The sequence below is a fragment of the Sphingomonas sp. CFBP 13733 genome (assembly GCF_014841795.1).
GTDB classification, from domain to species: domain Bacteria; phylum Pseudomonadota; class Alphaproteobacteria; order Sphingomonadales; family Sphingomonadaceae; genus Sphingomonas; species Sphingomonas aerolata.
This window is the reverse complement of the sequence record NZ_JACYUP010000004.1, coordinates 571,304-594,253: the sequence shown is the minus strand read 5'-3', so window position 1 is coordinate 594,253 and position 22,950 is coordinate 571,304. Positions and strand designations below refer to the sequence as shown.

General features: G+C 63.5%; 34 protein-coding genes. All 34 read right to left on the bottom strand.

The window, feature by feature from the left end; genetic code table 11:
* Positions 1-85: 85 nt before the first annotated feature.
* The 34 genes from rplQ to rpsG all read right to left on the bottom strand — a co-directional run bounded on the left by rplQ (position 86) and on the right by rpsG (position 22,888).
* Positions 86-508 carry a 50S ribosomal protein L17 gene (gene rplQ / locus IFT71_RS15340; RefSeq protein ID WP_031395235.1) on the bottom strand — a complete coding sequence of 141 codons (423 nt, stop codon included), beginning with the start codon at positions 506-508 and terminating at the stop codon, positions 86-88.
* 252 nt (positions 509-760) lie between these two features.
* Complete coding sequence (locus IFT71_RS15335) at positions 761-1,831, bottom strand: DNA-directed RNA polymerase subunit alpha (RefSeq protein WP_031395236.1); 1,071 nt, start codon at positions 1,829-1,831, stop codon at positions 761-763.
* 100 nt (positions 1,832-1,931) lie between these two features.
* The gene (gene rpsK / locus IFT71_RS15330; RefSeq protein WP_031395237.1) at positions 1,932-2,321 is read right to left on the bottom strand and encodes a 30S ribosomal protein S11; all 390 of its coding nucleotides are present in this window, start codon (positions 2,319-2,321) and stop codon (positions 1,932-1,934) included.
* Between the two features lie 84 nt (positions 2,322-2,405).
* Positions 2,406-2,774 carry a 30S ribosomal protein S13 gene (gene rpsM, locus IFT71_RS15325; protein ID WP_192141849.1) on the bottom strand — a complete coding sequence of 123 codons (369 nt, stop codon included), beginning with the start codon at positions 2,772-2,774 and terminating at the stop codon, positions 2,406-2,408.
* 215 nt (positions 2,775-2,989) lie between these two features.
* Complete coding sequence (locus IFT71_RS15320) at positions 2,990-3,223, bottom strand: hypothetical protein (RefSeq protein WP_056674863.1); 234 nt, start codon at positions 3,221-3,223, stop codon at positions 2,990-2,992.
* A 49-nt stretch (positions 3,224-3,272) separates the two neighbouring features.
* Entirely contained in the window at positions 3,273-4,616 is a 1,344-nt protein-coding gene (locus tag IFT71_RS15315) for a sensor histidine kinase (RefSeq protein ID WP_192141847.1), read from the bottom strand.
* A gap of 6 nt (positions 4,617-4,622) precedes the next feature.
* Positions 4,623-5,315 (bottom strand): winged helix-turn-helix domain-containing protein, encoded by a 693-nt coding sequence (locus IFT71_RS15310; RefSeq protein WP_031395241.1) that lies wholly within the window; start codon positions 5,313-5,315, stop codon positions 4,623-4,625.
* A 210-nt stretch (positions 5,316-5,525) separates the two neighbouring features.
* Entirely contained in the window at positions 5,526-6,176 is a 651-nt protein-coding gene (locus IFT71_RS15305; protein WP_037529375.1) for an adenylate kinase, read from the bottom strand.
* A 51-nt stretch (positions 6,177-6,227) separates the two neighbouring features.
* The gene (secY, locus tag IFT71_RS15300; RefSeq protein WP_031393745.1) at positions 6,228-7,592 is read right to left on the bottom strand and encodes a preprotein translocase subunit SecY; all 1,365 of its coding nucleotides are present in this window, start codon (positions 7,590-7,592) and stop codon (positions 6,228-6,230) included.
* A 325-nt stretch (positions 7,593-7,917) separates the two neighbouring features.
* Entirely contained in the window at positions 7,918-8,460 is a 543-nt protein-coding gene (gene rplO / locus IFT71_RS15295) for a 50S ribosomal protein L15 (RefSeq protein WP_031393746.1), read from the bottom strand.
* A gap of 116 nt (positions 8,461-8,576) precedes the next feature.
* Positions 8,577-8,753 (bottom strand): 50S ribosomal protein L30, encoded by a 177-nt coding sequence (gene rpmD / locus IFT71_RS15290; RefSeq protein WP_031393747.1) that lies wholly within the window; start codon positions 8,751-8,753, stop codon positions 8,577-8,579.
* Between the two features lie 6 nt (positions 8,754-8,759).
* A complete protein-coding gene (gene rpsE / locus IFT71_RS15285) occupies positions 8,760-9,551 on the bottom strand; it encodes a 30S ribosomal protein S5 (protein WP_244654946.1) in 792 nt (263 codons plus the stop codon).
* A gap of 3 nt (positions 9,552-9,554) precedes the next feature.
* Positions 9,555-9,911, bottom strand: coding sequence for a 50S ribosomal protein L18 (gene rplR, locus IFT71_RS15280; RefSeq protein ID WP_031393749.1), 357 nt, complete (start codon positions 9,909-9,911; stop codon positions 9,555-9,557).
* On the bottom strand, positions 9,911-10,444 hold the full coding sequence (rplF, locus tag IFT71_RS15275) for a 50S ribosomal protein L6 (RefSeq protein WP_031393750.1): 534 nt from the start codon (positions 10,442-10,444) through the stop codon (positions 9,911-9,913). The genes rplR and rplF overlap by 1 nt, the downstream gene beginning before the upstream one ends.
* Positions 10,444-10,839 (bottom strand): 30S ribosomal protein S8, encoded by a 396-nt coding sequence (gene rpsH, locus IFT71_RS15270; protein WP_031393751.1) that lies wholly within the window; start codon positions 10,837-10,839, stop codon positions 10,444-10,446. The genes rplF and rpsH overlap by 1 nt, the downstream gene beginning before the upstream one ends.
* Before the next feature lie 10 nt (positions 10,840-10,849).
* Positions 10,850-11,155 (bottom strand): 30S ribosomal protein S14, encoded by a 306-nt coding sequence (rpsN, locus tag IFT71_RS15265; protein ID WP_031393752.1) that lies wholly within the window; start codon positions 11,153-11,155, stop codon positions 10,850-10,852.
* Positions 11,156-11,220: 65 nt separating this feature from the next.
* Positions 11,221-11,835 carry a 50S ribosomal protein L5 gene (gene rplE, locus IFT71_RS15260; RefSeq protein WP_042466294.1) on the bottom strand — a complete coding sequence of 205 codons (615 nt, stop codon included), beginning with the start codon at positions 11,833-11,835 and terminating at the stop codon, positions 11,221-11,223.
* Entirely contained in the window at positions 11,828-12,145 is a 318-nt protein-coding gene (gene rplX / locus IFT71_RS15255; protein WP_031393754.1) for a 50S ribosomal protein L24, read from the bottom strand. The genes rplE and rplX overlap by 8 nt, the downstream gene beginning before the upstream one ends.
* A complete protein-coding gene (rplN, locus tag IFT71_RS15250) occupies positions 12,145-12,513 on the bottom strand; it encodes a 50S ribosomal protein L14 (RefSeq protein ID WP_031393755.1) in 369 nt (122 codons plus the stop codon). The genes rplX and rplN overlap by 1 nt, the downstream gene beginning before the upstream one ends.
* Before the next feature lie 164 nt (positions 12,514-12,677).
* Positions 12,678-12,950 (bottom strand): 30S ribosomal protein S17, encoded by a 273-nt coding sequence (rpsQ, locus tag IFT71_RS15245; protein WP_031393756.1) that lies wholly within the window; start codon positions 12,948-12,950, stop codon positions 12,678-12,680.
* A gap of 10 nt (positions 12,951-12,960) precedes the next feature.
* Positions 12,961-13,167, bottom strand: a complete 207-nt coding sequence (rpmC, locus tag IFT71_RS15240; protein WP_031393757.1) for a 50S ribosomal protein L29 — start codon at positions 13,165-13,167, stop codon at positions 12,961-12,963.
* Between the two features lie 4 nt (positions 13,168-13,171).
* Positions 13,172-13,606 carry a 50S ribosomal protein L16 gene (rplP, locus tag IFT71_RS15235; RefSeq protein ID WP_031393758.1) on the bottom strand — a complete coding sequence of 145 codons (435 nt, stop codon included), beginning with the start codon at positions 13,604-13,606 and terminating at the stop codon, positions 13,172-13,174.
* Between the two features lie 15 nt (positions 13,607-13,621).
* Positions 13,622-14,329, bottom strand: coding sequence for a 30S ribosomal protein S3 (rpsC, locus tag IFT71_RS15230; RefSeq protein ID WP_031393759.1), 708 nt, complete (start codon positions 14,327-14,329; stop codon positions 13,622-13,624).
* The gene (gene rplV, locus IFT71_RS15225) at positions 14,329-14,706 is read right to left on the bottom strand and encodes a 50S ribosomal protein L22 (RefSeq protein WP_037529220.1); all 378 of its coding nucleotides are present in this window, start codon (positions 14,704-14,706) and stop codon (positions 14,329-14,331) included. Before rplV ends, rpsC begins: the two co-directional genes overlap by 1 nt.
* The gene (gene rpsS / locus IFT71_RS15220) at positions 14,706-14,981 is read right to left on the bottom strand and encodes a 30S ribosomal protein S19 (protein ID WP_031393761.1); all 276 of its coding nucleotides are present in this window, start codon (positions 14,979-14,981) and stop codon (positions 14,706-14,708) included. The genes rplV and rpsS overlap by 1 nt, the downstream gene beginning before the upstream one ends.
* Position 14,982: 1 nt before the next feature.
* Positions 14,983-15,822, bottom strand: a complete 840-nt coding sequence (gene rplB, locus IFT71_RS15215; RefSeq protein ID WP_031393762.1) for a 50S ribosomal protein L2 — start codon at positions 15,820-15,822, stop codon at positions 14,983-14,985.
* A 4-nt stretch (positions 15,823-15,826) separates the two neighbouring features.
* On the bottom strand, positions 15,827-16,141 hold the full coding sequence (locus IFT71_RS15210) for a 50S ribosomal protein L23 (RefSeq protein ID WP_031393763.1): 315 nt from the start codon (positions 16,139-16,141) through the stop codon (positions 15,827-15,829).
* Positions 16,134-16,760: a 50S ribosomal protein L4 gene (gene rplD, locus IFT71_RS15205; protein ID WP_031393764.1), complete on the bottom strand. Its 627-nt coding sequence runs from the start codon at positions 16,758-16,760 to the stop codon at positions 16,134-16,136. The genes IFT71_RS15210 and rplD overlap by 8 nt, the downstream gene beginning before the upstream one ends.
* 2 nt (positions 16,761-16,762) lie before the next feature.
* Positions 16,763-17,509, bottom strand: coding sequence for a 50S ribosomal protein L3 (gene rplC, locus IFT71_RS15200; protein WP_192141845.1), 747 nt, complete (start codon positions 17,507-17,509; stop codon positions 16,763-16,765).
* Positions 17,510-17,796: 287 nt separating this feature from the next.
* A complete protein-coding gene (gene rpsJ, locus IFT71_RS15195) occupies positions 17,797-18,105 on the bottom strand; it encodes a 30S ribosomal protein S10 (RefSeq protein ID WP_007406109.1) in 309 nt (102 codons plus the stop codon).
* Between the two features lie 268 nt (positions 18,106-18,373).
* Positions 18,374-18,727 carry a GFA family protein gene (locus IFT71_RS21995; protein WP_197976162.1) on the bottom strand — a complete coding sequence of 118 codons (354 nt, stop codon included), beginning with the start codon at positions 18,725-18,727 and terminating at the stop codon, positions 18,374-18,376.
* Positions 18,728-18,897: 170 nt separating this feature from the next.
* Complete coding sequence (tuf, locus tag IFT71_RS15185; RefSeq protein ID WP_031393767.1) at positions 18,898-20,091, bottom strand: elongation factor Tu; 1,194 nt, start codon at positions 20,089-20,091, stop codon at positions 18,898-18,900.
* A gap of 106 nt (positions 20,092-20,197) precedes the next feature.
* The gene (fusA, locus tag IFT71_RS15180; protein WP_031393768.1) at positions 20,198-22,294 is read right to left on the bottom strand and encodes an elongation factor G; all 2,097 of its coding nucleotides are present in this window, start codon (positions 22,292-22,294) and stop codon (positions 20,198-20,200) included.
* Between the two features lie 123 nt (positions 22,295-22,417).
* Positions 22,418-22,888 carry a 30S ribosomal protein S7 gene (gene rpsG, locus IFT71_RS15175; protein ID WP_031393769.1) on the bottom strand — a complete coding sequence of 157 codons (471 nt, stop codon included), beginning with the start codon at positions 22,886-22,888 and terminating at the stop codon, positions 22,418-22,420.
* Positions 22,889-22,950 lie beyond the last annotated feature (62 nt).

Here is a 22,950-nt window from a genome sequence, read left to right as displayed (position 1 = left end):
ATAGCCGGATGGGACCCGTAACGAAAGAGGCCGCGCCTCCCGGATGGGAAACGCGGCCTGCAATTCGACTAACGAGAGGCGGGGATTATGCCGCTTCGTTGTAATCCTCGTCCGACATCACCGGACCCGAATCCTGGCCCTTCGCCGAGACGTCGCGATCGACGAACTCGATAACGGCCATCGGCGAGGCGTCCGACATGCGGATGCCGGCCTTGATGACGCGAGTGTAGCCGCCGTTGCGATCCGCATAGCGGGTCGCCAGAACGTCGAACAGCTTCACCAGCTGGGCATCGTCGAGCAGCTTGCCGTGCGCGAGACGACGGTTGGACAGGCCACCCTTCTTCGCGAGCGTGATCAGCTTCTCGATGTAGGGACGCAATTCCTTCGCCTTGGCGACGGTGGTGGTGATCTGCTCGTGCTTGATGAGCGCGGCGCTCATGTTGCGGAACAGAGCAAGACGGTGGGCCGAGGTCCGCTGAAGCTTACGGCCGCCTACGCGATGGCGCATGTTTAATACCTTTTCGTTCGTTCAGGGGCCGTATGAGGTACCCGGGAGCTGGTCGCCGTTAAGGCCGGCGACCGATGCCTTCGTAAAGACGGCAAGGACGGGTTCCGTCAATCACGAAACCCGCGCCTTGCCCGCTTTGTCTCCAGCCGGGTGGCGACCCGGCAAAGCCGTGTCGTCGAACGGGTCGGTCGAAACCGACCCGCCGGCCGGGCTGTCTGGTCTCCGGTGCAGCATGGCTGCCCCGGTGCCAGATCAGCCCATGATTTCCTGCTCGAGCTTCTTGGCCATCTCTTCGATGTTCTCAGGCGGCCAGCCCGGGATTTCCATGCCCAGACGAAGACCCATCGACGACAGCACTTCCTTGATCTCGTTCAAAGACTTGCGGCCGAAGTTAGGCGTGCGCAGCATCTCGGCTTCGGTCTTGCCGACCAGATCGCCGATGTAGATGATGTTGTCGTTCTTGAGGCAGTTCGCCGAACGCACCGACAGCTCGAGCTCGTCGACCTTCTTGAGAAGGTAACGGTTGATCTGCTGCGTATCGCCTGCGGGCTCCGCACCACCGGCAGCGGGTGCTGCCTGGCCGATCGGGGCCGACGAACGGGTGACCGACGAATCGTCGAAGTGGACGAACAGCGCGAGCTGGTCCTGAAGGATGCGACCGGCATAGCCGACTGCGTCTTCCGGGGTGATCGTGCCGTCGGTTTCGATCGTCAGCGTCAGCTTGTCGTAATCCAGGTCCTGACCGACGCGGGTCGGGTCGACCTTGTACGACACCTGACGTACCGGCGAGTAGAGCGCATCGACCGGGATCAGACCGATCGGCGCGTCGGCCGGGCGGTTTGCGGTAGCGGGCACGTAACCCTTACCGATGTCGGCGGTCAGCTCCATGTTGAGCGTCGCACCCTCATCGAGGTGGCAGATCACGAGATCCTTGTTCATGATCTCGATGTCGCCCGAGACGGCGATGTCGCCGGCCTTGACTTCACCCGGACCCGTTGCCGAGAGCTGGAGGCGCTTGGGCCCCTCGCCCTGCATGCGGATCGCGATCTGCTTCACGTTGAGGACGATGTCGGTCACGTCCTCGCGGACGCCGGCCAGAGACGAGAACTCATGCAGCACGTTCTCGATCTTGATCGAGGTCACGGCCGCGCCCTGCAGCGACGAAAGCAACACGCGACGCAGCGCGTTGCCGAGCGTCAGGCCGAAGCCACGCTCGAGCGGCTCAGCGATGAAGGTCGCCTTGCGCTTGGTGTCGCCACCGGCCTTTTTCTCCAGGCCGCTGGGCTTCTTGAGTTCCTGCCAGTTCTTTGCGTTGACAGACACTTGCTTCCCCTAATTTGGGGGCCGGCGGACAGGACGTCCACCGGCCATGAATATGCACCCGTGCCGCGCGATCAACCGCGCACGGGCAACGTCGGAGAAATCAGACGCGACGACGCTTCGAAGGACGAACGCCGTTGTGCGGGATCGAGGTCACGTCGCGGATCGACGTGATCTGGAAACCGACTGCCTGCAGCGCGCGCAGTGCCGACTCGCGGCCCGAACCGGGGCCCTTCACTTCGACTTCGATCGTCCGGACGCCGTGCTCGGCGGCCTTCTTGCCCGCGTCTTCCGCTGCGACCTGCGCCGCGTACGGAGTCGACTTGCGCGAGCCCTTGAAGCCCATTGCGCCGGCCGACGACCACGAGATCGCGTTGCCCTGGGCATCGGTGATCGTGATCATGGTGTTGTTGAAGCTGGCATTCACGTGTGCGACGCCAGAGGTGATGTTCTTGCGCTCGCGCCGCTTAATGCGCTGAGGTTCGCGTGCCATGGTGTATTTCCTGACCTGTATCTGCGTGACGCCGGGCGGTCCCTCGGGACCAGCGCCGGCGGAGTAATCCGGTGTTGAGTCGGATTACTTCTTCTTGCCGGCGATCGGCTTAGCCTTGCCCTTGCGGGTGCGCGCATTGGTGTGCGTGCGCTGGCCGCGGACCGGCAGGCCCTTACGGTGACGAAGACCACGATAGCAGGCGAGATCCATCAGGCGCTTGATGTTCATCGACACCTGGCGACGCAGATCGCCTTCGACGGTGTAGTCGGCGTCGATCGCCTCACGGATGTGCAGCACTTCCTGGTCGGTCAGGTCCTGGACTCGTGCGGTGTCAGCAATGCCGAGCTTCACGACGATTTCCTTGGCCTTGGTCGAACCGATGCCGTGAATATAGGTCAGCGCGATCACCACGCGCTTGTTGGTCGGGATATTAACACCCGCGATACGTGCCATGAACTTGGTTCTCCTGCTCCACGAGGTCCGGCATGGCTGCACGGCCCTCATCTCCTAGCGATGATCCGAAACGCACGATAACGGCGAACGCAAAAGAGCGCCGCCGGGAACCGTCGTATCGGGGAGGTCGAATTAGGCGCGCGCTAACGAACTGTCAAGCCGCGGGTTCCGCCGCCCGCGTGATGTGCCCCCGCAAGCCGCGCCGCGCGACCGCGTCAGGGCCGGGCCCCGGCCACCCGTCGCATCACGATCCAGCGCCGCAGCGCGACGACGAACCAGATCAGCTCGACCAGCCCGAACGGCCATGCCCCCTGCAGGAAGCCATAGGCCGATCCGAACAGGCACCCCACCGCGAAGCCGAACGTCCACCAGTGCGATCCCGATTCCTTGGCGTAGCACAGCAGGGTGAAGGAAACCGCGGCAAGCCCGAAAAGCGAAAGTGCGTCCATCGGCAGCCTCTTGCCGCGTCCGCCCGGACAAAGCCATCCCCGCTCGCAGTCAGACTGGCAGGACGATCCGCGCGACGAGGCCGGGCGCATTGTCGCCCAGTTCGAACCGGCCGTCATGCAGCCGCGCGACCGCCTCGACCAGCGCCATGCCCAGCCCCGCCCCCGGGGTCGTGCGTGCGCTGTCGAGTCGCCCGAATCGCTTGAGCGCCTGTGCACGGTCCGCCACCGCGATCCCTGGCCCGCGATCCTCGACCTGGATCGCGACGCCGTCACCGCGCTCGATCAGGCGGAGCGTTACCATGCCACCGCTGGCCCCATGCCGCAGCGCATTGTCGATCATGTTGGTGATCGCCTGGCTGAGCAGTTCGCGGTGCAGCGCCATGGCGGGTGGCCGATCGTCGATCGCCACGACGAAGCTGAGGCCCGCATCCTCGGCGACCGGGGCATAGAGCTCGCCGATCTCCTCGAGCAGGTTCGCAGGCGACACCTGGATGAACCGGTCGCGCGACACCGATCCAGACCGGCTGATCTCGATCACCATCGTCAGCATCCGCATGACGAGGTCGGTCTCGGTCAGCAGCCCGCCCAATGCCACTTCACGCGCGTCGGGGTCCGCGATCAGCACCGCCTGCTCGGTCTTGGTCCGCAGACGGGCCAGTGGTGAGCGCAGGTCATGGGCCAGGCTGTCGGTCACGACGCGCAGCTCGGCCATCACCCCCTCAAGCTTGCTGAGCATGACGTTCAGCCGCGCGGCCAGCCGGTCGAACGCATCCCCGCCGCCTGCAACCACCGCGACGCGTCGTGACAGGTCCCCTTCGCCTGCGGCCTCGACCACGTTTGCAATCCCGTCGAGACGCCGCCCGACATAACGCGCGAGAACGAGTCCCCCGACGATGCCGAGCGCGAGCGAGAGGGTGATGGCGAAGGCCAGCGCGCGCTCCATCGCACGTTCCTCCGCCGCGATCAGGTCGAGGTTGCGGCCGGTCAGCAGCCATTGCCGGCCGATCGGGTACAGGGCGTACCCCGTCTCGCGCGCGTTCCACAACGCGTCGTCGCCAAGCCGGGCGATCCTGAAGCGGGTCATCCGCAGCGGCACGGTCAGCCGCGCGGGCGCGACTCCCTGAACGGTCCGTCCGTCCGCGTCGACGAGCGCGAGTACCAGCGAGACGTCGCCGGGGCTGACCGCCTCGCCGATCGCCTCGCGCAGTTCCGGAATACCGCCGACCTGCCAGACGGTGCGCAGCGCATCAGACTGTTCGGTGGTCTCGCGCCGGATCGCATCGATCGCATCGGCGCTGGTCTGTTTCCACACGAAGCCGATCAGCGCGAGGTTGGACACCAGCGACAGCATGATCGCGAGCAGCGCGATCCGCGCGGTGACCGACAGGCGCATCGCGGTTCAGCCCTCCACGGCGAGCCGGTATCCTGCCCCGCGTACCGTATGGAGGATCGGCGTCGGGAACCCGTCCTCGAGCTTGCGCCGCAGACGGCCGATATGGACGTCGACGACGTTCGATCCCGGATCGAAGTGATAGTTCCAGATCTTCTCGAGCATCATCGTCCGCGTCACGACCTGCCCCGCATGCCGGGCGAGGAATTCGAGCAGGTTGAATTCGCGCGCACCCAGCGGGATCGTGTGCCCACCGCGCGACACGACGCGTGAAAGCAGGTCGATCTCGAGATCGCCGACCGACAGCTTGGTCTTTTGCGGATCGCTCGCGAGGCGGTCCGACCGGCGCACCAGCGCCTCGACGCGCGCCGACAGTTCCGCGAACGAGAAGGGTTTGCAGAGATAGTCGTCGGCCCCGGCCTTCAGCCCGTCGACCCGGTGATCGACCGCGGCGAGCGCGGAGAGGATGAGGACCGGGGTGACGATGCCGGCCGCGCGGACCGCGCTGACCATGGCGAGGCCGTCGAGCCCTGGCAGCATCCGGTCGGCGATGATGAGGTCGAAGATGCCCTCGCTCGCGAGGAACAGTCCGTCACGCCCATCGCCACAAGTCTCGACGGCGTAGCCCGCCTCAGTCAGCCCCTTGGCAAGATAGCTTGCGGTCGAGACATCATCTTCGACAATCAGGATCTTGCGGTTCACGGCGTCATCGCTTTCCCCTGTCCCATAACGGAAAGGCCGGCGGAAATCACTTCCCGCCGGCCCCCACGGTACCCCCGGGAGTGACGGGCACCGATCTCTGGAAACTCGCGCCGCTCTTTCGGGCGACACGCGTCTCTTAGGATCGGGCACTCGACAGGGGGATGACCCGAACATGACAAACCTGTCATGTCCGGGTCTGTGATTGTCTCGTCAGCGGTCGTCGAGGATCGCTGCGATCGCGACACCGACATGGCCGATGTCCGCCATCCCGTCGACGCGGCGCACAAGACCACGCGCATCGTAGATTGGCAGGATCGGCGCGGTTTTGGCGCGATATTCGGCCATGCGTGTCTTGACGGTTTCGGCATTGTCGTCGGGACGGCGCTTGAACTCGGTCGAGCCACACACGTCGCAGACTCCGGCAACCGCCGGCTGCTTGAACCGATCGTGATAGCCGGCGCCGCAGTTCGCGCAGGTATACCGGCCAACCACGCGGTCGATCAGTGCGGCTTCATCGACGCCGAGCTCGATCACGTAGTCGAGCGTACGGCCCCGGGCTGCGAGCAGCCCGTCTAGCGCCTCGGCCTGGGCCGCAGTGCGCGGATAGCCGTCGAAGATCACGCCGTTTGCCGTATCGGGCTGGTCGAGCCGCTCACCGATGATGCCCGACACGATGTCGTCGCTGACCAGGCCACCGGCGGCCATCACGGCTTTCGCCTGAAGGCCGACGGGCGATTCCGCGGCGACCGCAGCGCGCAGCATGTCGCCGGTCGACAGCTGGACCATGCCGCGTTCGGCCACGAGCGTCGCGGCCTGCGTGCCCTTGCCCGCGCCTGGCGGGCCAAGAAGGATGATATTCACGAAACGCACTCCCCTCGTTCGTGCAGGATTATAAACCGGTAACCCCGCAACTTAGCGAAGTCGACCGCCCTTCAGCTTCGCCTTCTTGATCAGGTCGCCATATTGATGCGCGAGCAGATGGCTCTGGATCTGTGTCACCGTATCCATCGTCACGTTGACGACGATCAGCAGGCTGGTGCCGCCGAGATAGAAGGGGATCGACAGCGCCGTGACCAGATATTCGGGCAGCAGGCAGATGATCGTCAGATAGGCGGCACCGATGACGGTGATGCGCGTCAGAACATAATCGAAGTAGTTCTCGGTGTTCTTGCCCGGACGGATGCCGGGGATGAACCCGCCATGCCGCTTCAGATTGTCCGCGGTCTCTTCGGGATTGAAGACGATCGCGGTGTAGAAGAACGAGAAGAAGATGATGCCGGCACCGTAGAGCAGCATGTACACGGGGCTGCCGTGCTGCAGATACTGGTTGAGCGTGATGATGAAATCGCCCCACTGCGACTCGCCCGCAACGCGCTGGCCGGCGAACTGCGAGATCGTCAGCGGCATCAGCAGCAGCGACGAGGCGAAGATCGGCGGGATGACGCCCGCGGTGTTGATCTTCAGCGGCAGATGGCTGCGATCGGCCTGCATCCCGCGCTGCGTCTGGCGCTTGGGATACTGGATCAGGATGCGGCGCTGTGCGCGCTCCATGAAGCAGATGAACAGGACGAGCAGGACGACCGCGACGATGATGCCGATCAGCTTGATCGGGTCGAGGCTGCCCGAACGGCCGCCCTCGAGCAGGTTGACCAGCGTCGTCGGCAGATGCGCGACGATGCCCGCCATGATGATCAGCGACACGCCGTTGCCGATGCCGCGGCTGGTGATCTGCTCACCCAGCCACATCAGGAACATCGTCCCGCCGATCAGCGAGATGACCGCCGCGATGCGGAAGGTCATGCCCGGCTCGATCACCGCGGCGATGCCCTGGTTCGCGCCGAGCGTCTCGAGTCCGACGGCGATGAAATAGCCCTGCACCGCGGTCAGACCGACCGTGCCGTAGCGGGTATACTGGTTCAGGCGCTTGCGGCCCGATTCGCCGTCCTTCTTGATCGCGGCAAGCGTGGGGCTCAGCGAGGTCGCGAGCTGCACCACGATCGAGGCAGTGATGTAGGGCATCACGCCGAGCGCAATCAGCGACATGCGGCTGAGCGAGCCACCCGAGAAGGTGTTGAAGAAGTCGAGCACGCCGCCCTGCGTCTGCTGCGACAACAGCCCCAGCGCGGTCGGGTCGACACCCGGCAACGGGACATAGCTGAGCAGGCGGAAGACGATCAGGGCGCCGATCGTGAACCACAACCGCTTCTTGAGATCGGTCGCCTTGGCGAATTTGGACAGGCTGACGCTTTGCGCCATCTGGTCGGCTGCGGATGCCATACGTGTGATCGTCCTGGAAACAAAGAAGGCGGGAAGCGTTGTGACCGCCCCCGCCGCTCATATAGGCGCAGGAGCGCGCTTGTCTAATGCCTAGGTGCGTTATGCGAGCCCGAGGGGCACTCGGTCGCCTCCTGCCCCGTTCGTCCTCAGCGAAGTCGAAGGACGTTGCCCCAGGTGACGTACCCTTCGACTACGCTCAGGGCGAACGGAGGAAGGGTGGTCCCGAAAAACGGGCGGGTCGGAAGCGGGCGACAGGAAGGCGCCAGGTCAGGCAAATAAAAAAAAGGGGCCGGCGCTCTCGCACCCGCCCCCTTTCTCGTTCGGCTCAGGCCTTGAACGACGCCTTGTGCGCCGCACGCTCCTTGTACTTCACGCCCTTCTTGGCGGCAGCCTTCTCGGCTGCGGGGACGAAGTGGATCACCTCGACCTTGCCGCCGATCTTCTCGACCGCCTCGATCGCACCCTTCGACGCGCCGTCGACGGTGAACGAGAGGACCGTGGTCAGCTCGCCCTTGGCGAGGAGGCGGACGCCGTCCTTGCCGCCGCGTGCCAGGCCAGCGGCCTTCAGCGCGTTGTGGTCGAGCGTGGCGTTCGCCTCGATCTTGCCGGCATCGACCGCGAGCTGGATCGCGCCGAGGTTGACCTCTGCGAAGTCCTTGCGGAAGATGTTGTTGAAGCCGCGCTTAGGCAGACGCATGTGGAGCGGCATCTGGCCGCCTTCGAAGCCGGCGATGGACACGCCCTCGCGGCTCTTCTGGCCCTTCTGGCCGCGGCCGCCGGTCTTGCCCTTGCCCGAGCCGATGCCGCGTCCGACGCGCATCTTGGACTTACGGGCACCTTCGTTATCGCGGAGTTCGTTGAGCTTCATGGTAATGCACTCGCTTTCGCTTGTTACGCGCTGGTTGAAAAACCGGGTTGGATTCTGGAATAAGAAAGGGGGCCGTTAGCCCCCTTTCCCGTATTTGTCACGTGGGACGTGAAGGCTCAGCCTTCGACCGACACCATGTGCTGCACCTTGCGGATCATGCCGCGGACCTCTGGGCTGTCTTCCAGCTCGCGGGTCTTGTGCATCTTGTTCAGGCCGAGACCGACCAGCGTTGCGCGCTGGTCCTTCTCGCGGCGGATCGGCGAACCGGTCTGCGTGATCTTGATGGTAGCCATGATCGCTTACTCCGTGATCGCAGCTGCATCGGCCTCGGCGGTCTTCGAACCACCATGGCCGAGCAGGTCGGCGATCTTCTTGCCGCGACGCTGTGCGACGGCCTTGGGCGAGGTCTGCTCGCCAAGGGCTTCGAACGTTGCGCGGATCATGTTGTAGGGGTTCGACGTGCCGACCGACTTGGTCACGACGTCTGCAACGCCCAGCGACTCGAAGACGGCGCGCATCGGGCCACCGGCGATGATACCCGTACCCTGAGGCGCCGACCGCAGCGTGACCTTGCCGGCACCGAAGTGACCGTTGCCGTCATGATGCAGCGTGCGACCGTCCTTGAGCGGAACGCGAACCATCTTCTTCTTGGCAGCTGCCGTCGCCTTCGAAATGGCTTCCGGCACTTCGCGTGCCTTGCCATGACCGAAGCCTGCACGGCCCTTGCCGTCGCCGACGACGACGAGTGCTGCAAAGCCGAAGCGCTTGCCGCCCTTGACCGTCTTCGAGACGCGGTTGATGTGCACCAGCTTCTCGATCAGCTCTTCGCCGCCATCGTCCGAACCCGGACGACCGCCACGATTGTCACGACCGCCACGACCGCCATCGCGACCGCCACGGTTGCCACCGGGGCCACCGCCACGGTTGCCGCCGGGGCCACCACGACCGCCACCGCCGCCGCCACCAGGACGACCACGGCCACCGGCGCTGTTGCCCTGGTACCCGGTGCTCTGGGGTACGTTCTGAGCCGTGACGTCCTGTGCGGTCGTCTCGGGTGCGATTACCGCTGGCGTGTTGTTTTCGTCAGCCATGTCTTAGAACTCCAATCCGGCTTCGCGCGCGGCATCGGCAAGAGCCTTCACGCGACCGTGGTAGAGGAAGCCGCCGCGATCGAACACGACCTGGGTCACGCCCGCTGCCTTGGCAGCCTCGGCGACGCGCTTGCCGACCGAAGTCGCCGCGTCGATGTTGGCGCCGGACGTGCCGCGCACGTCCTTCTCCAGCGTCGAGGCCGAAGCGACCGTCGTGCCGGCGGCATCGTCGATCACCTGGGCATAGATGTGCTTGCCCGAGCGATGCACGGACAGGCGCGGACGGGTGCCGGCGCGTGCGCGCAGCGCGGTACGGTTGCGGCGACGCCGCTTGGCGAAAAGAGAAAGTCCCTTGGTCATTACTTCTTCTTCCCTTCCTTGCGGAAGATGAACTCGCCGTCGTACTTGATGCCCTTGCCCTTGTACGGCTCGGGCTTGCGCCACTGACGAATCTCCGCGGCCAGCTGGCCAACCATCTGCTTATCCGAACCCGAGATCTCGATCGTCGTGTTGTCCGGCGTCTTCACCTCGATGCCCTCGGGCACGTCGATGTTGACGTCATGGCTGTAGCCGAGCTGCAGCTTGAGGTTGCGACCCTGGGCTGCGGCACGATAGCCGACGCCGCTGATCAGCAGCTTCTTGGTGAAGCCTTCCGACACGCCGGTGACCAGGTTCTGAACCATGGTCCGCTGCATGCCCCAGAACGCGCGAGCGCGCTTGGTGTCGTTGGCCGGCTGCACCGAAATGCCGCCGTCTTCGATCGTGTAGCTGATCTCGTCGCGCAGCGGCATCTTCAGGGTCCCCTTGGGGCCCTTCATCGTCAGCTGCTTGCCCTCGATCGTCGGCGTGATGCCCGCCGGTACGGTGACCGGCTTCTTACCAATACGGCTCATCAGAACACCTCCGCGAGGACTTCGCCGCCGACGTTCTGCTCACGTGCTTCGGAATCCGAAAGCACGCCGCGGGGCGTCGAGACGATGGTGATGCCGAGGCCGTTACGGACGCGGGGAAGTTCCTGCGAACCGGAATAGACGCGACGGCCGGGCTTCGAGACGCGCGCGACATGCTTGATCGCAGGCTGGCCCTCGAAATACTTCAGCTCGATGCGAAGGCCGGCCGCGGGGCCCATCTGCTCTTCGCTATAGCCACGGATATAGCCTTCACGCTGCAGAACGTCGAGCACGCGGACGCGCAGCTTCGACGCCGGAGTCAGGACGGAGTCCTTCTTCGCGCGCTGGCCATTACGGATACGGGTGAGCAAATCACCCAGGGGATCGGTCACTGCCATGATGTAGTCCTTACCAGCTCGACTTCGTGACGCCGGGGATCAGGCCCTTGTTGGCCAGATCGCGCAGCTGAATACGGCAGAGCCGGAACTTGCGGTAATAGGCGCGCGGGCGACCGGTCAGCTCGCACCGGTTACGGATGCGGGTCGGGTTCGCGTTGCGCGGGATTGCCGCCATCTTGAGGCGAGCGATCAGACGCTCCCCATCGTCGAGCGTCTTGTCCGCTGCGATTGCCTTCAGTGCCGCGTACTTCGGGGCATACTGCTTGACCATGCGCTTGCGGCGCTCGTTCTTGTTGACTGAACTCAGTTTCGCCATCGACTTAAGTTCTTTCTTTCCTGAAGCGCCGCCCGTGACACGAGGTCAGGGGCGGCGGTTGGTAGTTAAGCTGCCTTCTTCTCGTCGGCAGCGTCGTCTTCGATCGGGAACGGGAAGCCGAAGAGACGGAGAAGCTCGCGAGCCTCGTCGTCGGTCTTGGCGGTCGTCGTCACGATCACATCCATGCCGCGGACCTTGTCGACCCGGTCATAGCTGATTTCTGGGAACACGATCTGCTCCTTGATACCGCAGGCATAGTTGCCACGGCCATCGAAGCTCTTCGGGTTGAGACCGCGGAAATCGCGGACGCGGGGAAGAGCGATCGTGATGAAACGGTCGAGAAACTCGTACATGCGCTCGCGGCGAAGGGTAACCTTCACGCCAATTGGCATGCCTTCACGCAGCTTGAACTGCGCGATCGACTTCTTGGCCTTCGTCACGACAGGCTTCTGGCCGGCGATCAGCTCCATTTCCTGGGCTGCCTGGTCGACCTTTTTCTTGTCCTGCGTCGCTTCGCCGACACCCATGTTCAGCACGATCTTGTCGATCCGGGGGATCTCCATGACGTTCTTGTAGCCGAACTTTTCGGTCATCGCCTTGATGATCGTCTCATCATACATCTTCCGCATGCGCGGCGTGTAGGCGGCCTCGGTGCCAGCGGCGGTGTTCTGATCAACCATTGATCTTCTCCCCGGTCTTGACGGCCACGCGGACCTTCTTGCCATCCTGCTCCTCGAAGCGGACGCGGGTCGGCTTGCCGTCTGCGGTCACGTGAGCGACCTTCGAGACGTGCATCGGTGCTTCCTTGCGAACCAGGCCACCCTGCGGGTCACCCTGGGTCGGCTTGGTGTGGCGCACCGCGATGTTCACGCCCGAGACGACGACCTTGTCGGTCTTCGGCATCGACATCGTGACTTCGCCGGTCTTGCCCTTGTCCTTGCCGGACAGGATGATGACCTTGTCACCCTTCTTGATACGCTGGCTCGCCATTACAGCACCTCCGGCGCAAGGCTGATGATCTTCATGTGCTTCTTGCCACGCAGCTCGCGAACGACTGGGCCGAAGATACGGGTGCCGATCGGCTCCTCGTTCTTGTTGACCAGCACCGCGGCGTTGCCGTCGAAGCGGATGACTGTACCGTCTGCACGGCGGATATCCTTGGCGGTACGAACGATCACCGCGCGGTGAACGTCGCCCTTCTTCACGCGGCCCCGTGGCTGCGCTTCCTTGATGCTGACGACGATGATGTCGCCAACGCCTGCAACACGACGCTTGGAACCCCCAAGCACCTTGATGCACTGCACCCGCTTCGCGCCGCTGTTGTCAGCGACGTCGAGATTGGACTGCATCTGGATCATGGATCCGTATCCCTTCTCTGTCTCTGGGGTCGATACCGACCGAACCCCGCCTAAAAAATCACCCCGCCGCGGACGAATCCGCAACGGGGAGGAGCGGCCGCTTAGCCGTTCCCGTTTACGAAAACAAGAGCGCAGGGAGTTGCCCCCCTGCCCTCATGTTTGATTCAGCCCTCGGCCGAAGCCCGCTCCGGCGTCGCGTGGGTGTTGACCCGCTCGATCACCTTCCAGGTCTTCAGCTTGGAGATCGGTGCGGTCTCTTCGATCCGCACGGTCTCGCCCTGCTTGAACTCGTTGCTCTCGTCATGAGCATGATACTTCTTCGAGCGACGGATGATCTTCCCGTAGAGCGGGTGCTTCACCTTACGCTCGACGTTCACGACCACCGTCTTGTCGCCCTTGTCGGACACGACCAGACCGGTCAGCACGCGCTTCGGCATGATGTGTTCCTTACTTCGCGGCGTCAGCGCTGGTGCGCTGAGCCTGCAGGGTCTTGATGCGAGCGATGTCGCGGCGGACCTCACGAACGCGGCTCGGCTTTTCGAGCTGGTTCGTGGCGGCCTGGAAGCGCAGGTTGAACTGCTCGCGCTTCAGTTCGCCAAGCGACTCCGACAGCTGGTCGTCGCTCTTGGCCTTCATGTCGTCGATACGAGCCATGATCTTACTCGCCTCCCAGATGCGAGGTGTCGCCCAGGCGGGCAACGACCTTTACCTTGATCGGCAGCTTCATGGCCGCCCGCTCGAATGCCTCGGCGGCGATCTTGCCGTCGACGCCGTCGAGCTCGAACAGGATCCGACCCGGCTTGACTCGAGCGGCCCAATATTCCGGCGCGCCCTTGCCCTTACCCATGCGGACTTCGGCTGGCTTTCCCGAGACCGGAAGGTCTGGGAAAATACGGATCCACAAACGCCCCTGGCGCTTCATGTGACGCGTGATCGCGCGGCGGGCCGCCTCGATCTGACGTGCGGTGATCCGGTCGGGCTCCATGGCCTTCAGGCCGTAAGAGCCGAAATTGAGCGAGAAGCCACTCTTGGCGTCGCCCGAAATCTTGCCCTTGAAGGCCTTCCGGAACTTGGTCTTTTTTGGTTGCAGCATGTCTGTTCCTGCCCCTTAGCGACGATCGTCGCGCTGCGGCCGCACGCCGGAGGTCTGAGCCTCCATCATGATGCGGTCGTACGACGTCGGATCGTTGCCGAGAATCTCGCCCTTGAAGACCCAGACCTTCACGCCGCAAACGCCATAAGACGTGTGCGCCGTAGCCTCGGCATAATCGATGTTCGCGCGCAGCGTGTGCAACGGAACCCGACCCTCACGATAGCTCTCCGACCGTGCGATCTCGGCGCCGCCAAGACGGCCGCCGCAGTTCACGCGGATGCCTTCGGCACCGAGACGCATCGCCGACTGAACCGCACGCTTCATGGCGCGACGGAAGGCGATACGACGCTCGAGCTGATCGGCGATGCCCTGCGCGACGAGACGCGCATCGACTTCCGGCTTGCGGATCTCGACGATGTTCAGCGACACGGTCGACGACGTCATCTTGCCGATCGTCGAACGCAGCTTCTCGATGTCCGCACCCTTCTTGCCGATGATCACGCCGGGGCGTGCAGCGAAGATGGAGATACGGGCCAGCTTGGCCGGACGCTCGATCACAACCTTGGAGATCGCGGCCTGCGGCAGCGTCTTCATGATATATGCGCGGATCTTGAGATCCTCGAGCAGGAGCCGACCATAGTCGGCGCCTTCGGCGTACCAGCGGCTATCCCAGGTACGGTTGATCTGCAGACGCAGACCGATGGGGTTGCTCTTCTGACCCATTATGCTTCTTCCTGCTCGCGCACGACGATGCGCAGACGGCTGAATGGCTTGAGGATGCGGGTCGACTTGCCGCGGCCGCGGGTCGCGAAGCGCTTCATCGTGATCGACTTGCCAACCGATGCCTCGGCGACGACCAGCGAGTCGACGTCGAGGTTGTGGTTGTTCTCCGCATTGGCGATGGCCGAGGCCAGAACCTTGCGGGCTTCGATCGCCATGCCCTTGGTCGAGAAGGCGAGGATGTTCATCGCATCGCCGACCTTCTTGCCACGGATGAGCGCAGCCACGAGGCCGAGCTTCTGCGCGGAACCGCGGATCTGCGTACCGACCGAAAGCGCCTCGTTGTCCGCGACCTTGCGCGGGCTGACTTGCTTAGACATCAGCGCTTGCCCTTCTTGTCGGCGGAGTGGCCGGGGAAGTAGCGCGTGGGCGCGAACTCGCCCAGCTTCATCCCGACCATGTCCTCGTTGACCGAGACCGGCACGAACTTGCGGCCGTTATAGACGTTGAACGTGAGGCCCACGAACGACGGCAGGATCGTCGAGCGACGCGACCAGGTCTTGATCGGCGAACGCGCGTTGGTGTCCTGGGCGGTTTCTGCCTTCTTGAGCAGATGAAGGTCCACGAACGGACCCTTCCAGACTGAACGAGCCATGTTAGCCCTTCCTCTTCGTCGAATGACGCGACCGGATGATCATCTTGTCGGTCGATTTGTTGTGACGCGTGCGCGCACCCTTCGTCGGCTTGCCCCACGGCGTGACCGGATGACGGCCACCCGAGGTGCGGCCTTCACCACCGCCGTGCGGATGGTCGACCGGGTTCTTGGCGACGCCGCGCGTCAGCGGACGAATACCAAGCCAGCGCGAACGCCCTGCCTTGCCCAGGTTCTGGTTCTGGTTGTCGGGGTTCGAAACCGCGCCAACCGTCGCCATGCAATCGCTGCGGATGTAGCGCTGCTCGCCCGAGTTCAGGCGGACCATCACCATGCCCTTGTCGCGACCGACAACCTGCACATACGTGCCGGCCGAGCGAGCGATCTGGCCACCCTTCATCGGCTTCATCTCCACATTGTGGACGATGGTGCCGACCGGCATCTGACCGAGTTCCATGGCATTGCCTGGCTTCACGTCGGTCTTCTTAGCCGCGAGGACCTTGTCGCCGACGGCCAGACGCTGCGGCGCCAGGATGTAGGCGAGCTCTTCGTCCGGGTACTTGACCAGGGCGATGAACGCGGTGCGGTTGGGATCATACTCGATCCGCTCGACAGTGCCTTCGACGTCCCACTTGCGACGCTTGAAGTCGATGTAGCGGTACTTCTGCTTGTGACCACCGGCGATGCCGCGCGAGGTCACATGACCCTTGTTGTTACGACCGCCGGTCTTGTGCTTGCCTTCGGTCAGCGCCTTGACGGGCTTGCCCTTCCAGAGCGACGACTTGTCGACCAGGATGAGACCGCGGCGTGCCGGCGATGTCGGATTATAATGCTTGAGTGCCATGGCCTCAGATCCCCGTCGTCACGTCGATGGACTGACCGTCCTTCAACGTAACGATTGCCTTTTTCATGTCCGAGCGCGAGTAGTTCGTGCCCTTCCACTTCTTGGTCTTGCCCTTCTGGACGAGCGTGTTCACGCCGACGACGTTCACGTCGAACAGCGCCTCTACGGCCGCCTTGATCTCGGGCTTCGTGGCGTCGTTGGACACCTTGAACACCACCGCGTTGTGCTCCGACAGGGTCGTCGTCTTCTCGGTGATGTGCGGGGCCAGGATAACGTCGTAATGACGATTATCGATGCCCGCCTTCTGCTTCTTAGCCATGGAAGCGCGCCTCCAGCTTTTCGACAGCGGCGCGCGTCAGCACCAGCGTGTCATGCTTCAGGATGTCGTAAACGTTCGCGCCGGCTGCCGGCATCACGTTCACTTCGTACAGGTTGCCCGCAGCGAATGCGAAGCTGGTGTCGACCATGTCGCCGTCGATGACGAGCGCACGCTTGCCGAAGCCGAGCTTGGCGAGATCGCCCTGCAGCGTCTTGGTCTTGCCACCCTCGACAGCCAGGCTGTCCATGATGACCAGCGAACCCGCCTTGGCGTGGCTGCTGAGCGCCATGCGCAGACCGAGCGCGCGAACCTTCTTGTTCAGCGACGGGTTGAAGTCACGGACGCGAGCGCCGTGAGCCTTACCACCACCGATGAACACGGGCGCGCGGCGATCGCCGTGACGTGCCGTACCGCCGCCCTTCTGGCGACCGAACTTCTTGCCGGTGCGAGCGACGTCTGCGCGCTCACGGGTGCCACGAGCCGTCTCGCGACGCTTCTCGAGCTGCCAGGTGACCACACGGTGCAGGATGTCGGCGCGCGGATCGAGACCGAAGATCTCGTCGTTGAGCTCGATGTCCGCGCCCTCGGTGCCGGCGAAAGATGAAAGCTTGATCTTCACGCTCAGCCCTCCTGGCCGTCGGCTGCAGGTGCGTCGGTCGATTCGGCCGGCGTGTCTGCTGCGGTGTTGCTGTTGACGGTCTTGAGACCGGCGGGGAACGGTGCGTCGGCGTGGCGCGCGACCTTCACCGAGTCCTTGACGAAGAGCCAGCCGCCCTTGGAGCCAGGAACCGAACCCTTGACGAACAGGAGACCACGCTCGACGTCCGTCGATACGATCTCGAGGTTCTGCTGGGTGCGATACTTGTCGCCCATGTGGCCGGCCATCTTCTTGTTCTTGAAGACCTTGCCCGGATCCTGGCGCTGACCGGTCGAACCGAGCGAACGGTGCGAGACCGACACGCCGTGGGTTGCCCGCAGACCGCCGAAGCCCCAACGCTTCATGCCGCCCTGGAAGCCCTTACCCTGGGTCTTGCCCTGGATATCGACGATCTGGCCTGCGACATAATGGTCAGCCGAGATCTCGGCGCCAACGTCGAGCAGGCCGTCTGCGTTCACACGGAACTCATGGACGACAGCCTTGGGCTCCACTTCGGCCTTGCCGAAATGGCCGCGCTGCGGCTTTGCGACATTCTTCGACTTGGCAACGCCTGCACCAAGCTGGACGGCGGTGTAGCCGTCACGATCCATTTCGCGAACGGAAATGACCTGATTGCCTTCAAGTGCCAGAACGGTGACCGGCACGTGCCGACCATCTTCCTGGAACAGGCGGGTCATCCCCATCTTCTTCGCGATCACGCCAGTACGCATGATCTTGTCCCTTCCTAGACAGAGGCCCCGTCGGACTATTCCTCGGGGGCTTGCGGACCATGTCCGGAGCAAGCTCCATGATGCATCCACCTGACCCCATCCCCGGCAAAAGCCCTGAATGGAGTCGGATCAACCCGGTAAATACGAAACGCGCCCCGTCCCGGGCTGGTGCTCCTGCGAATGCAGGAACGTGACGGGGGACGCTGCCCCGTCGGTTTGCACCGACGGCGGTATCCCAATGTCGAACGGCGCGGGACCGTTACCGGTCGACCGCGCCGCGCTCGCCCTTAGGCGAGCTTGATCTCGACGTCAACGCCAGCGGCGAGGTCCAGCTTCATCAGCGCATCGACCGTCTGCGGCGTCGGCTGGACGATATCCAGCATACGCTTGTACGTGCGCACCTCGAACTGCTCGCGCGACTTCTTGTCGATGTGCGGGCCGCGGTTCACGGTGAATTTTTCGATGCGCGTCGGAAGGGGAATCGGACCGCGGATGAGCGCGCCGGTGCGGCGTGCGGTGTCGGCGATGTCGCCAGTGGCCTGATCGAGCACACGGTGATCGAACGCCTTCAGACGAATGCGGATATTGCTGTCCATAGTCCCTACCGATGCGAAAGAGCGGGCCCGTTTCCGGGCTCTTGCTGGTTGATGTTTAAACCGAAGGCGGGCCATTACGGGAGAGTCGCCGAAAAGGCAACTAGGGCGACGACGATTTTAGGCCGCCCCCTCGCGGCGGCAATAGGCTCATGACTACCCCCACCCGACCCCTTTGGCACTACCTCGGTCTAGGGCGGGCGCCCGAGCAGCCGGATAACCGACGCCTACACGCGGCCTTTGGCGAAATGCTGTACTTCACGTGGCAAGGTCACCCAGTGATGCATCGATTCCTCCCAAACAGAGCGAACGGGAGCTGGGAAAGCAGGATCGGCGATAGCGCCCACGGCGACCCGATCATCGACGGGTGCTTGGCGGTCCTCGCATAGACCGTTGATCCGCACTCTGGGCAGAAGACCGTCTCGAAGCGATTGCCTTCGTCCGTCGCTCGCTCAAACCGTTTGCCCTCACCGGCGACAGCGAGCAGTTCCTCGGGATAATAGGCTAGAACACCAAAGGGCGATCCGCTTCGGCGCTGACAGGCGATGCAGTGACATGCCACCACGGCAGGCGATGGCCCCGGAAGCTCGACCGTGAGTTGGCCGCACTGACATTGCGCACGCATGAGCCCCGCCCCCCTGTGACGTGCCTAATCTAGCCGATCGCCGGACCCTGGCAATTGCATGCTTGCCGCCCAACGCTCTGGCGACGCTGTGGCCGCCCCCGAACACGAAAAAGCCCGGCCTCTCTCGCGAGAAGCCGGGCTCTTCGATCATCTCCCGAAGGAGAGGATGCTTACTTGTCGATCTGGCTGACGACGCCTGCACCGACGGTACGGCCGCCTTCGCGGATCGTGAAGCGCTGGCCCACGTCCATGGCGATCGGTGCGATCAGCTTGATGCCGAGCGACACGTTGTCGCCTGGCATGACCATCTCGGTGCCCTCAGGCAGCTCGACGGTGCCGGTCACGTCCGTCGTACGGAAGTAGAACTGCGGACGGTAGTTGGCGAAGAACGGCGTGTGACGGCCACCCTCTTCCTTCGACAGCACGTAGACTTCCGAGTTGAAGTCGGTGTGTGGCTTGATCGTGCCTGGCTTGCAGAGCACCTGGCCACGCTCGACTTCGTCGCGTGCAACGCCGCGGATCAGCGCGCCGACGTTATCGCCAGCCTGGCCCTGGTCGAGCAGCTTGCGGAACATCTCGACGCCCGTGACCGTGGTCTTGCGAACGGTCGGGTGGATACCGACGATCTCGACTTCCTCGCCAACCTTGACGATGCCGGTCTCGACGCGGCCGGTGACGACCGTACCACGACCCGAGATCGAGAACACGTCCTCGATCGGCATCATGAACGGCTTGTCGAGCGGACGCTCGGGCTGCGGGATGTAGTCGTCGACAGCCTGCATCAGCTCGGTGACGGCGTCGGCGCCAAGCTTCTGGTTCGAACCCGACAGCGCGCAGGTTGCCGAACCCTTGATGACGGGGATGTCGTCGCCCGGGAAGTCGTACGAGCTGAGCAGCTCGCGGATTTCCATCTCGACCAGTTCGAGGATTTCCTCGTCGTCGACCAGATCGACCTTGTTCATGAACACGACCATGGCAGGCACGCCGACCTGGCGTGCGAGCAGGATGTGCTCACGGGTCTGCGGCATCGGGCCATCGGTCGCCGAAACGACGAGGATCGCGCCGTCCATCTGGGCTGCGCCGGTGATCATGTTCTTCACATAATCGGCGTGGCCCGGGCAATCGACGTGCGCGTAGTGACGGTTGGCCGTCTCGTACTCGACGTGTGCGGTCGAGATCGTGATGCCGCGCTCGCGCTCCTCGGGAGCCTTGTCGATGTTTGCGAAGTCGACAGCGGTACCGCCGGTCGTCTCGGCGAGAACCTTCGTGATCGCAGCGGTGAGCGACGTCTTGCCATGATCGACGTGACCGATGGTGCCGATGTTGAGATGCGGCTTGTTCCGCTCAAATTTTGCCTTGGCCATTGTTTCCTACCTTCTGATTCGTATTCCGGTGCCACACCGGGAACCGCGCGAACGCGGCCCCATAGCGGCTGTTAAAGCCTGACGCTAGCCCTACCCCCTTAAAGGGTTAGGCCAGTTTCGCCTTCACCTCGTCAGCGACGTTCTGCGGCACTTCATCATAATGCGAGAACTGCATCGAGTATTGCGCACGGCCCTGCGTGAACGAGCGGAGCGAGTTCACATAGCCGAACATGTTGGCCAGCGGCACCATCGCCTCGACCGTCTGCGCGTTGCCGCGGCTGTCGGTGCCCTGGATCTGGCCACGACGGCTGTTCATGTCGCCGATGACGTCGCCCAGATAGTCCTCCGGGGTGACGACCTCAACCTTCATGACCGGCTCAAGCAGCGTGATGCCCGACTTCTGCGCCACTTCGCGCATTGCGCCACGTGCACAGATTTCGAACGCCAGAGCCGACGAGTCGACGTCGTGATACGCGCCGTCATACAGCACAATCTCGAAATCGATGATCGGGAAGCCGACCAGCGAACCCGAAGCAGCGGTCTCGCGGAAGCCCTTCTCGATCGCGGGCAGATATTCCTTCGGAATGTTGCCGCCCTTGATCTCGTCCTTGAACGTGATGCCCGAACCGCGCTCGCCCGGCGTGACCTTGACCTTCACGCGACCGAACTGACCGGTGCCGCCCGACTGCTTCTTGTGCGTGTAGTCGACGTCGACCGGCTTCTTCAGATATTCGCGATACGCGACCTGAGGAGCGCCGACATTGGCCTCGACCTTGAACTCGCGCTTCATACGGTCGACCAGGATCTCGAGATGGAGCTCGCCCATGCCCTTGATGATGGTCTGGCCCGACTCGGGGTCCGACGACACGCGGAACGAGGGATCCTCGCGTGCGAGACGATTGAGCGCGACGCCCATCTTCTCCTGGTCGGCCTTGGTCTTCGGCTCCACCGACAGCTCGATCACGGGCTCGGGGAATTCCATCCGCTCGAGGATGATCGGTGCGTTCATCGCGCAAAGCGTGTCGCCAGTGGTCGTGTCCTTGAGGCCTGCGAGAGCGACGATGTCGCCCGCGAACGCTTCCTGGATGTCCTCACGGCTGTTCGCATGCATGAGCAGCATGCGGCCGACCTTTTCCTTCTTGTCCTTGACCGAGTTGGTGACCTGCGATGCGGTCTCCAGCTTGCCCGAATAGATGCGGGCGAAGGTCAGCGTGCCCACGAACGGATCGTTCATGATCTTGAACGCCAATGCCGAGAACGGAACCTCGTCCGACGACGGACGCTCGTCCGGCGTCACGCCGTCGAGCTTCAGGCCCTGAATGGCGGGAACGTCGAGCGGCGACGGCAGATAGTCGACCACGGCGTCGAGCAGGGGCTGGACGCCCTTGTTCTTAAACGCCGAACCGCAGACCACCGGCACGAACGCCATGCTGAGCGTACCCTTGCGGATCAGCTTCTTAAGATCGGCGACGCTCGGCTCGTTACCCTCAAGATAGGCTTCCATCAGAGCATCGTCCTGCTCGACGGCCATCTCGATCAGATCGCTGCGATACTTGGCGGCCTTGTCGGCCATGTCAGCCGGGATGTCCTGATATTCGAACTTCGCACCCAGGCTCTCTTCGAGCCAGATGATCGCGCGGTTCTCGACGAGGTCGACCAGGCCCTTGAAGCCGCCTTCCATGCCGATCGGCAGGTACAGGACCGCCGGGCGCGCGCCGAGACGCTCGATGATCGAGTCGACGCAGAAATAGAAGTCGGCACCGGTGCGGTCGAGCTTGTTGACGAAGCACATGCGCGGCACGCCGTACTTGTCGGCCTGGCGCCACACGGTCTCGGACTGCGGCTCAACGCCGGCAACGCCGTCGAAGCACGCGACCGCGCCGTCAAGGACGCGCAGCGAACGCTCGACTTCGATCGTGAAATCGACGTGGCCCGGGGTGTCGATGATGTTGATAAGGTGCTCTTCACCCTTACCTTCTTCGGCGCGCCACTTGCAGGTGGTTGCAGCCGACGTGATCGTGATCCCGCGCTCCTGCTCCTGCTCCATCCAGTCCATCGTCGCGGTGCCTTCATGCACTTCGCCGATCTTGTAGGACTTGCCGGTGTAATAGAGGATGCGCTCGGTCGTCGTCGTCTTGCCGGCGTCGATGTGCGCCATGATGCCGATGTTGCGGTAACGGTCGAGCGGATGGCTGCGGGCCATGATCGTGCTTCCTTAAGGATATGGGGAGCCGAACGTGCCGGCTCCCCAATATATAGGTGTTTGCGTTACGGGCGAAAGACCGCCCGTGACACGGTTACCAATGCTAGGCTTCGAAGCCCGCTGTTACCAGCGGTAGTGCGAGAATGCACGGTTGGCTTCTGCCATCCGGTGCGTGTCTTCGCGCTTCTTGACCGCGTTGCCGCGGTTGTTGGCCGCGTCCATCAGCTCGCCCGACAGCCGTGCGGCCATCGTGTTCTCGCTGCGCGAACGTGCCGCACCGATCAGCCAGCGGATTGCCAGCGCCTGTGCACGCTCGGGACGCACTTCGACGGGAACCTGGTAGGTTGCACCACCGACGCGACGCGAACGGACTTCGATGCCCGGCTTCACGTTGTTCAGCGCATCGTGGAAAACGCCGATCGGGTCGCGCTTGGCGCGGCTTTCGACGGTTTCGAATGCACCGTACACGATCAGCTCTGCGACGGACTTCTTGCCGTCCAGCATGACGCTGTTCATGAACTTCGACAGAACCTCATCCCCGAACTTGGGATCAGGCAGGATGACCCGCTTTTCGGGACGACGACGACGTGCCATTTTATATTCCTTCTAAACTTCAGCCTGTGTGATCAAACATACCAGTGCCGACTTGCGTCGGT

Bases quoted from the DNA above. Each gene is read 5' to 3' on its own strand.
- rpsM (WP_192141849.1), bottom strand. From the start codon at position 2,774: ATGGCACGTATCGCGGGTGTTAATATCCCGACCAACAAGCGCGTGGTG.
- rpsK (WP_031395237.1), bottom strand. From the start codon at position 2,321: ATGGCACGCGAACCTCAGCGCATTAAGCGGCGCGAGCGCAAGAACATC.
- fusA (WP_031393768.1), bottom strand. From the start codon at position 22,294: ATGGCCCGCAGCCATCCGCTCGACCGTTACCGCAACATCGGCATCATG.
- rplV (WP_037529220.1), bottom strand. From the start codon at position 14,706: ATGTCTAAGCAAGTCAGCCCGCGCAAGGTCGCGGACAACGAGGCGCTT.
- rpsJ (WP_007406109.1), bottom strand. From the start codon at position 18,105: ATGGACAGCAATATCCGCATTCGTCTGAAGGCGTTCGATCACCGTGTG.
- rpsN (WP_031393752.1), bottom strand. From the start codon at position 11,155: ATGGCGAAACTGAGTTCAGTCAACAAGAACGAGCGCCGCAAGCGCATG.
- rplF (WP_031393750.1), bottom strand. From the start codon at position 10,444: ATGAGCCGTATTGGTAAGAAGCCGGTCACCGTACCGGCGGGCATCACG.
- rpsS (WP_031393761.1), bottom strand. From the start codon at position 14,981: ATGGCTCGTTCAGTCTGGAAGGGTCCGTTCGTGGACCTTCATCTGCTC.
- rpsG (WP_031393769.1), bottom strand. From the start codon at position 22,888: ATGGCACGTCGTCGTCGTCCCGAAAAGCGGGTCATCCTGCCTGATCCC.
- tuf (WP_031393767.1), bottom strand. From the start codon at position 20,091: ATGGCCAAGGCAAAATTTGAGCGGAACAAGCCGCATCTCAACATCGGC.
- rplQ (WP_031395235.1), bottom strand. From the start codon at position 508: ATGCGCCATCGCGTAGGCGGCCGTAAGCTTCAGCGGACCTCGGCCCAC.
- rpsH (WP_031393751.1), bottom strand. From the start codon at position 10,839: ATGGCAGTGACCGATCCCCTGGGTGATTTGCTCACCCGTATCCGTAAT.
- rpmC (WP_031393757.1), bottom strand. From the start codon at position 13,167: ATGGCTCGTATCGACGACATGAAGGCCAAGAGCGACGACCAGCTGTCG.
- rpsC (WP_031393759.1), bottom strand. From the start codon at position 14,329: ATGGGTCAGAAGAGCAACCCCATCGGTCTGCGTCTGCAGATCAACCGT.
- rplB (WP_031393762.1), bottom strand. From the start codon at position 15,822: ATGGCACTCAAGCATTATAATCCGACATCGCCGGCACGCCGCGGTCTC.
- IFT71_RS15320 (WP_056674863.1), bottom strand. From the start codon at position 3,223: ATGGACGCACTTTCGCTTTTCGGGCTTGCCGCGGTTTCCTTCACCCTG.
- rplP (WP_031393758.1), bottom strand. From the start codon at position 13,606: ATGCTGCAACCAAAAAAGACCAAGTTCCGGAAGGCCTTCAAGGGCAAG.
- IFT71_RS21995 (WP_197976162.1), bottom strand. From the start codon at position 18,727: ATGCGTGCGCAATGTCAGTGCGGCCAACTCACGGTCGAGCTTCCGGGG.
- rpsQ (WP_031393756.1), bottom strand. From the start codon at position 12,950: ATGCCGAAGCGCGTGCTGACCGGTCTGGTCGTGTCCGACAAGGGCGAC.
- secY (WP_031393745.1), bottom strand. From the start codon at position 7,592: ATGGCATCCGCAGCCGACCAGATGGCGCAAAGCGTCAGCCTGTCCAAA.
- rpmD (WP_031393747.1), bottom strand. From the start codon at position 8,753: ATGGCTACCATCAAGATCACGCAGACCGGTTCGCCGATCCGCCGCGAG.
- rplC (WP_192141845.1), bottom strand. From the start codon at position 17,509: ATGCGTACTGGCGTGATCGCGAAGAAGATGGGGATGACCCGCCTGTTC.
- rplR (WP_031393749.1), bottom strand. From the start codon at position 9,911: ATGACCAAGGGACTTTCTCTTTTCGCCAAGCGGCGTCGCCGCAACCGT.
- rpsE (WP_244654946.1), bottom strand. From the start codon at position 9,551: ATGGCTGACGAAAACAACACGCCAGCGGTAATCGCACCCGAGACGACC.
- rplE (WP_042466294.1), bottom strand. From the start codon at position 11,835: ATGGTTGATCAGAACACCGCCGCTGGCACCGAGGCCGCCTACACGCCG.
- rplN (WP_031393755.1), bottom strand. From the start codon at position 12,513: ATGATCCAGATGCAGTCCAATCTCGACGTCGCTGACAACAGCGGCGCG.
- IFT71_RS15315 (WP_192141847.1), bottom strand. From the start codon at position 4,616: ATGCGCCTGTCGGTCACCGCGCGGATCGCGCTGCTCGCGATCATGCTG.
- rplX (WP_031393754.1), bottom strand. From the start codon at position 12,145: ATGGCGAGCCAGCGTATCAAGAAGGGTGACAAGGTCATCATCCTGTCC.
- IFT71_RS15210 (WP_031393763.1), bottom strand. From the start codon at position 16,141: ATGGCTAAGAAGCAGAAGGCGGGCATCGATAATCGTCATTACGACGTT.
- rplO (WP_031393746.1), bottom strand. From the start codon at position 8,460: ATGAAGCTCAACGAACTCCGCGATAACGAAGGTGCCCGTAAGTCCAAG.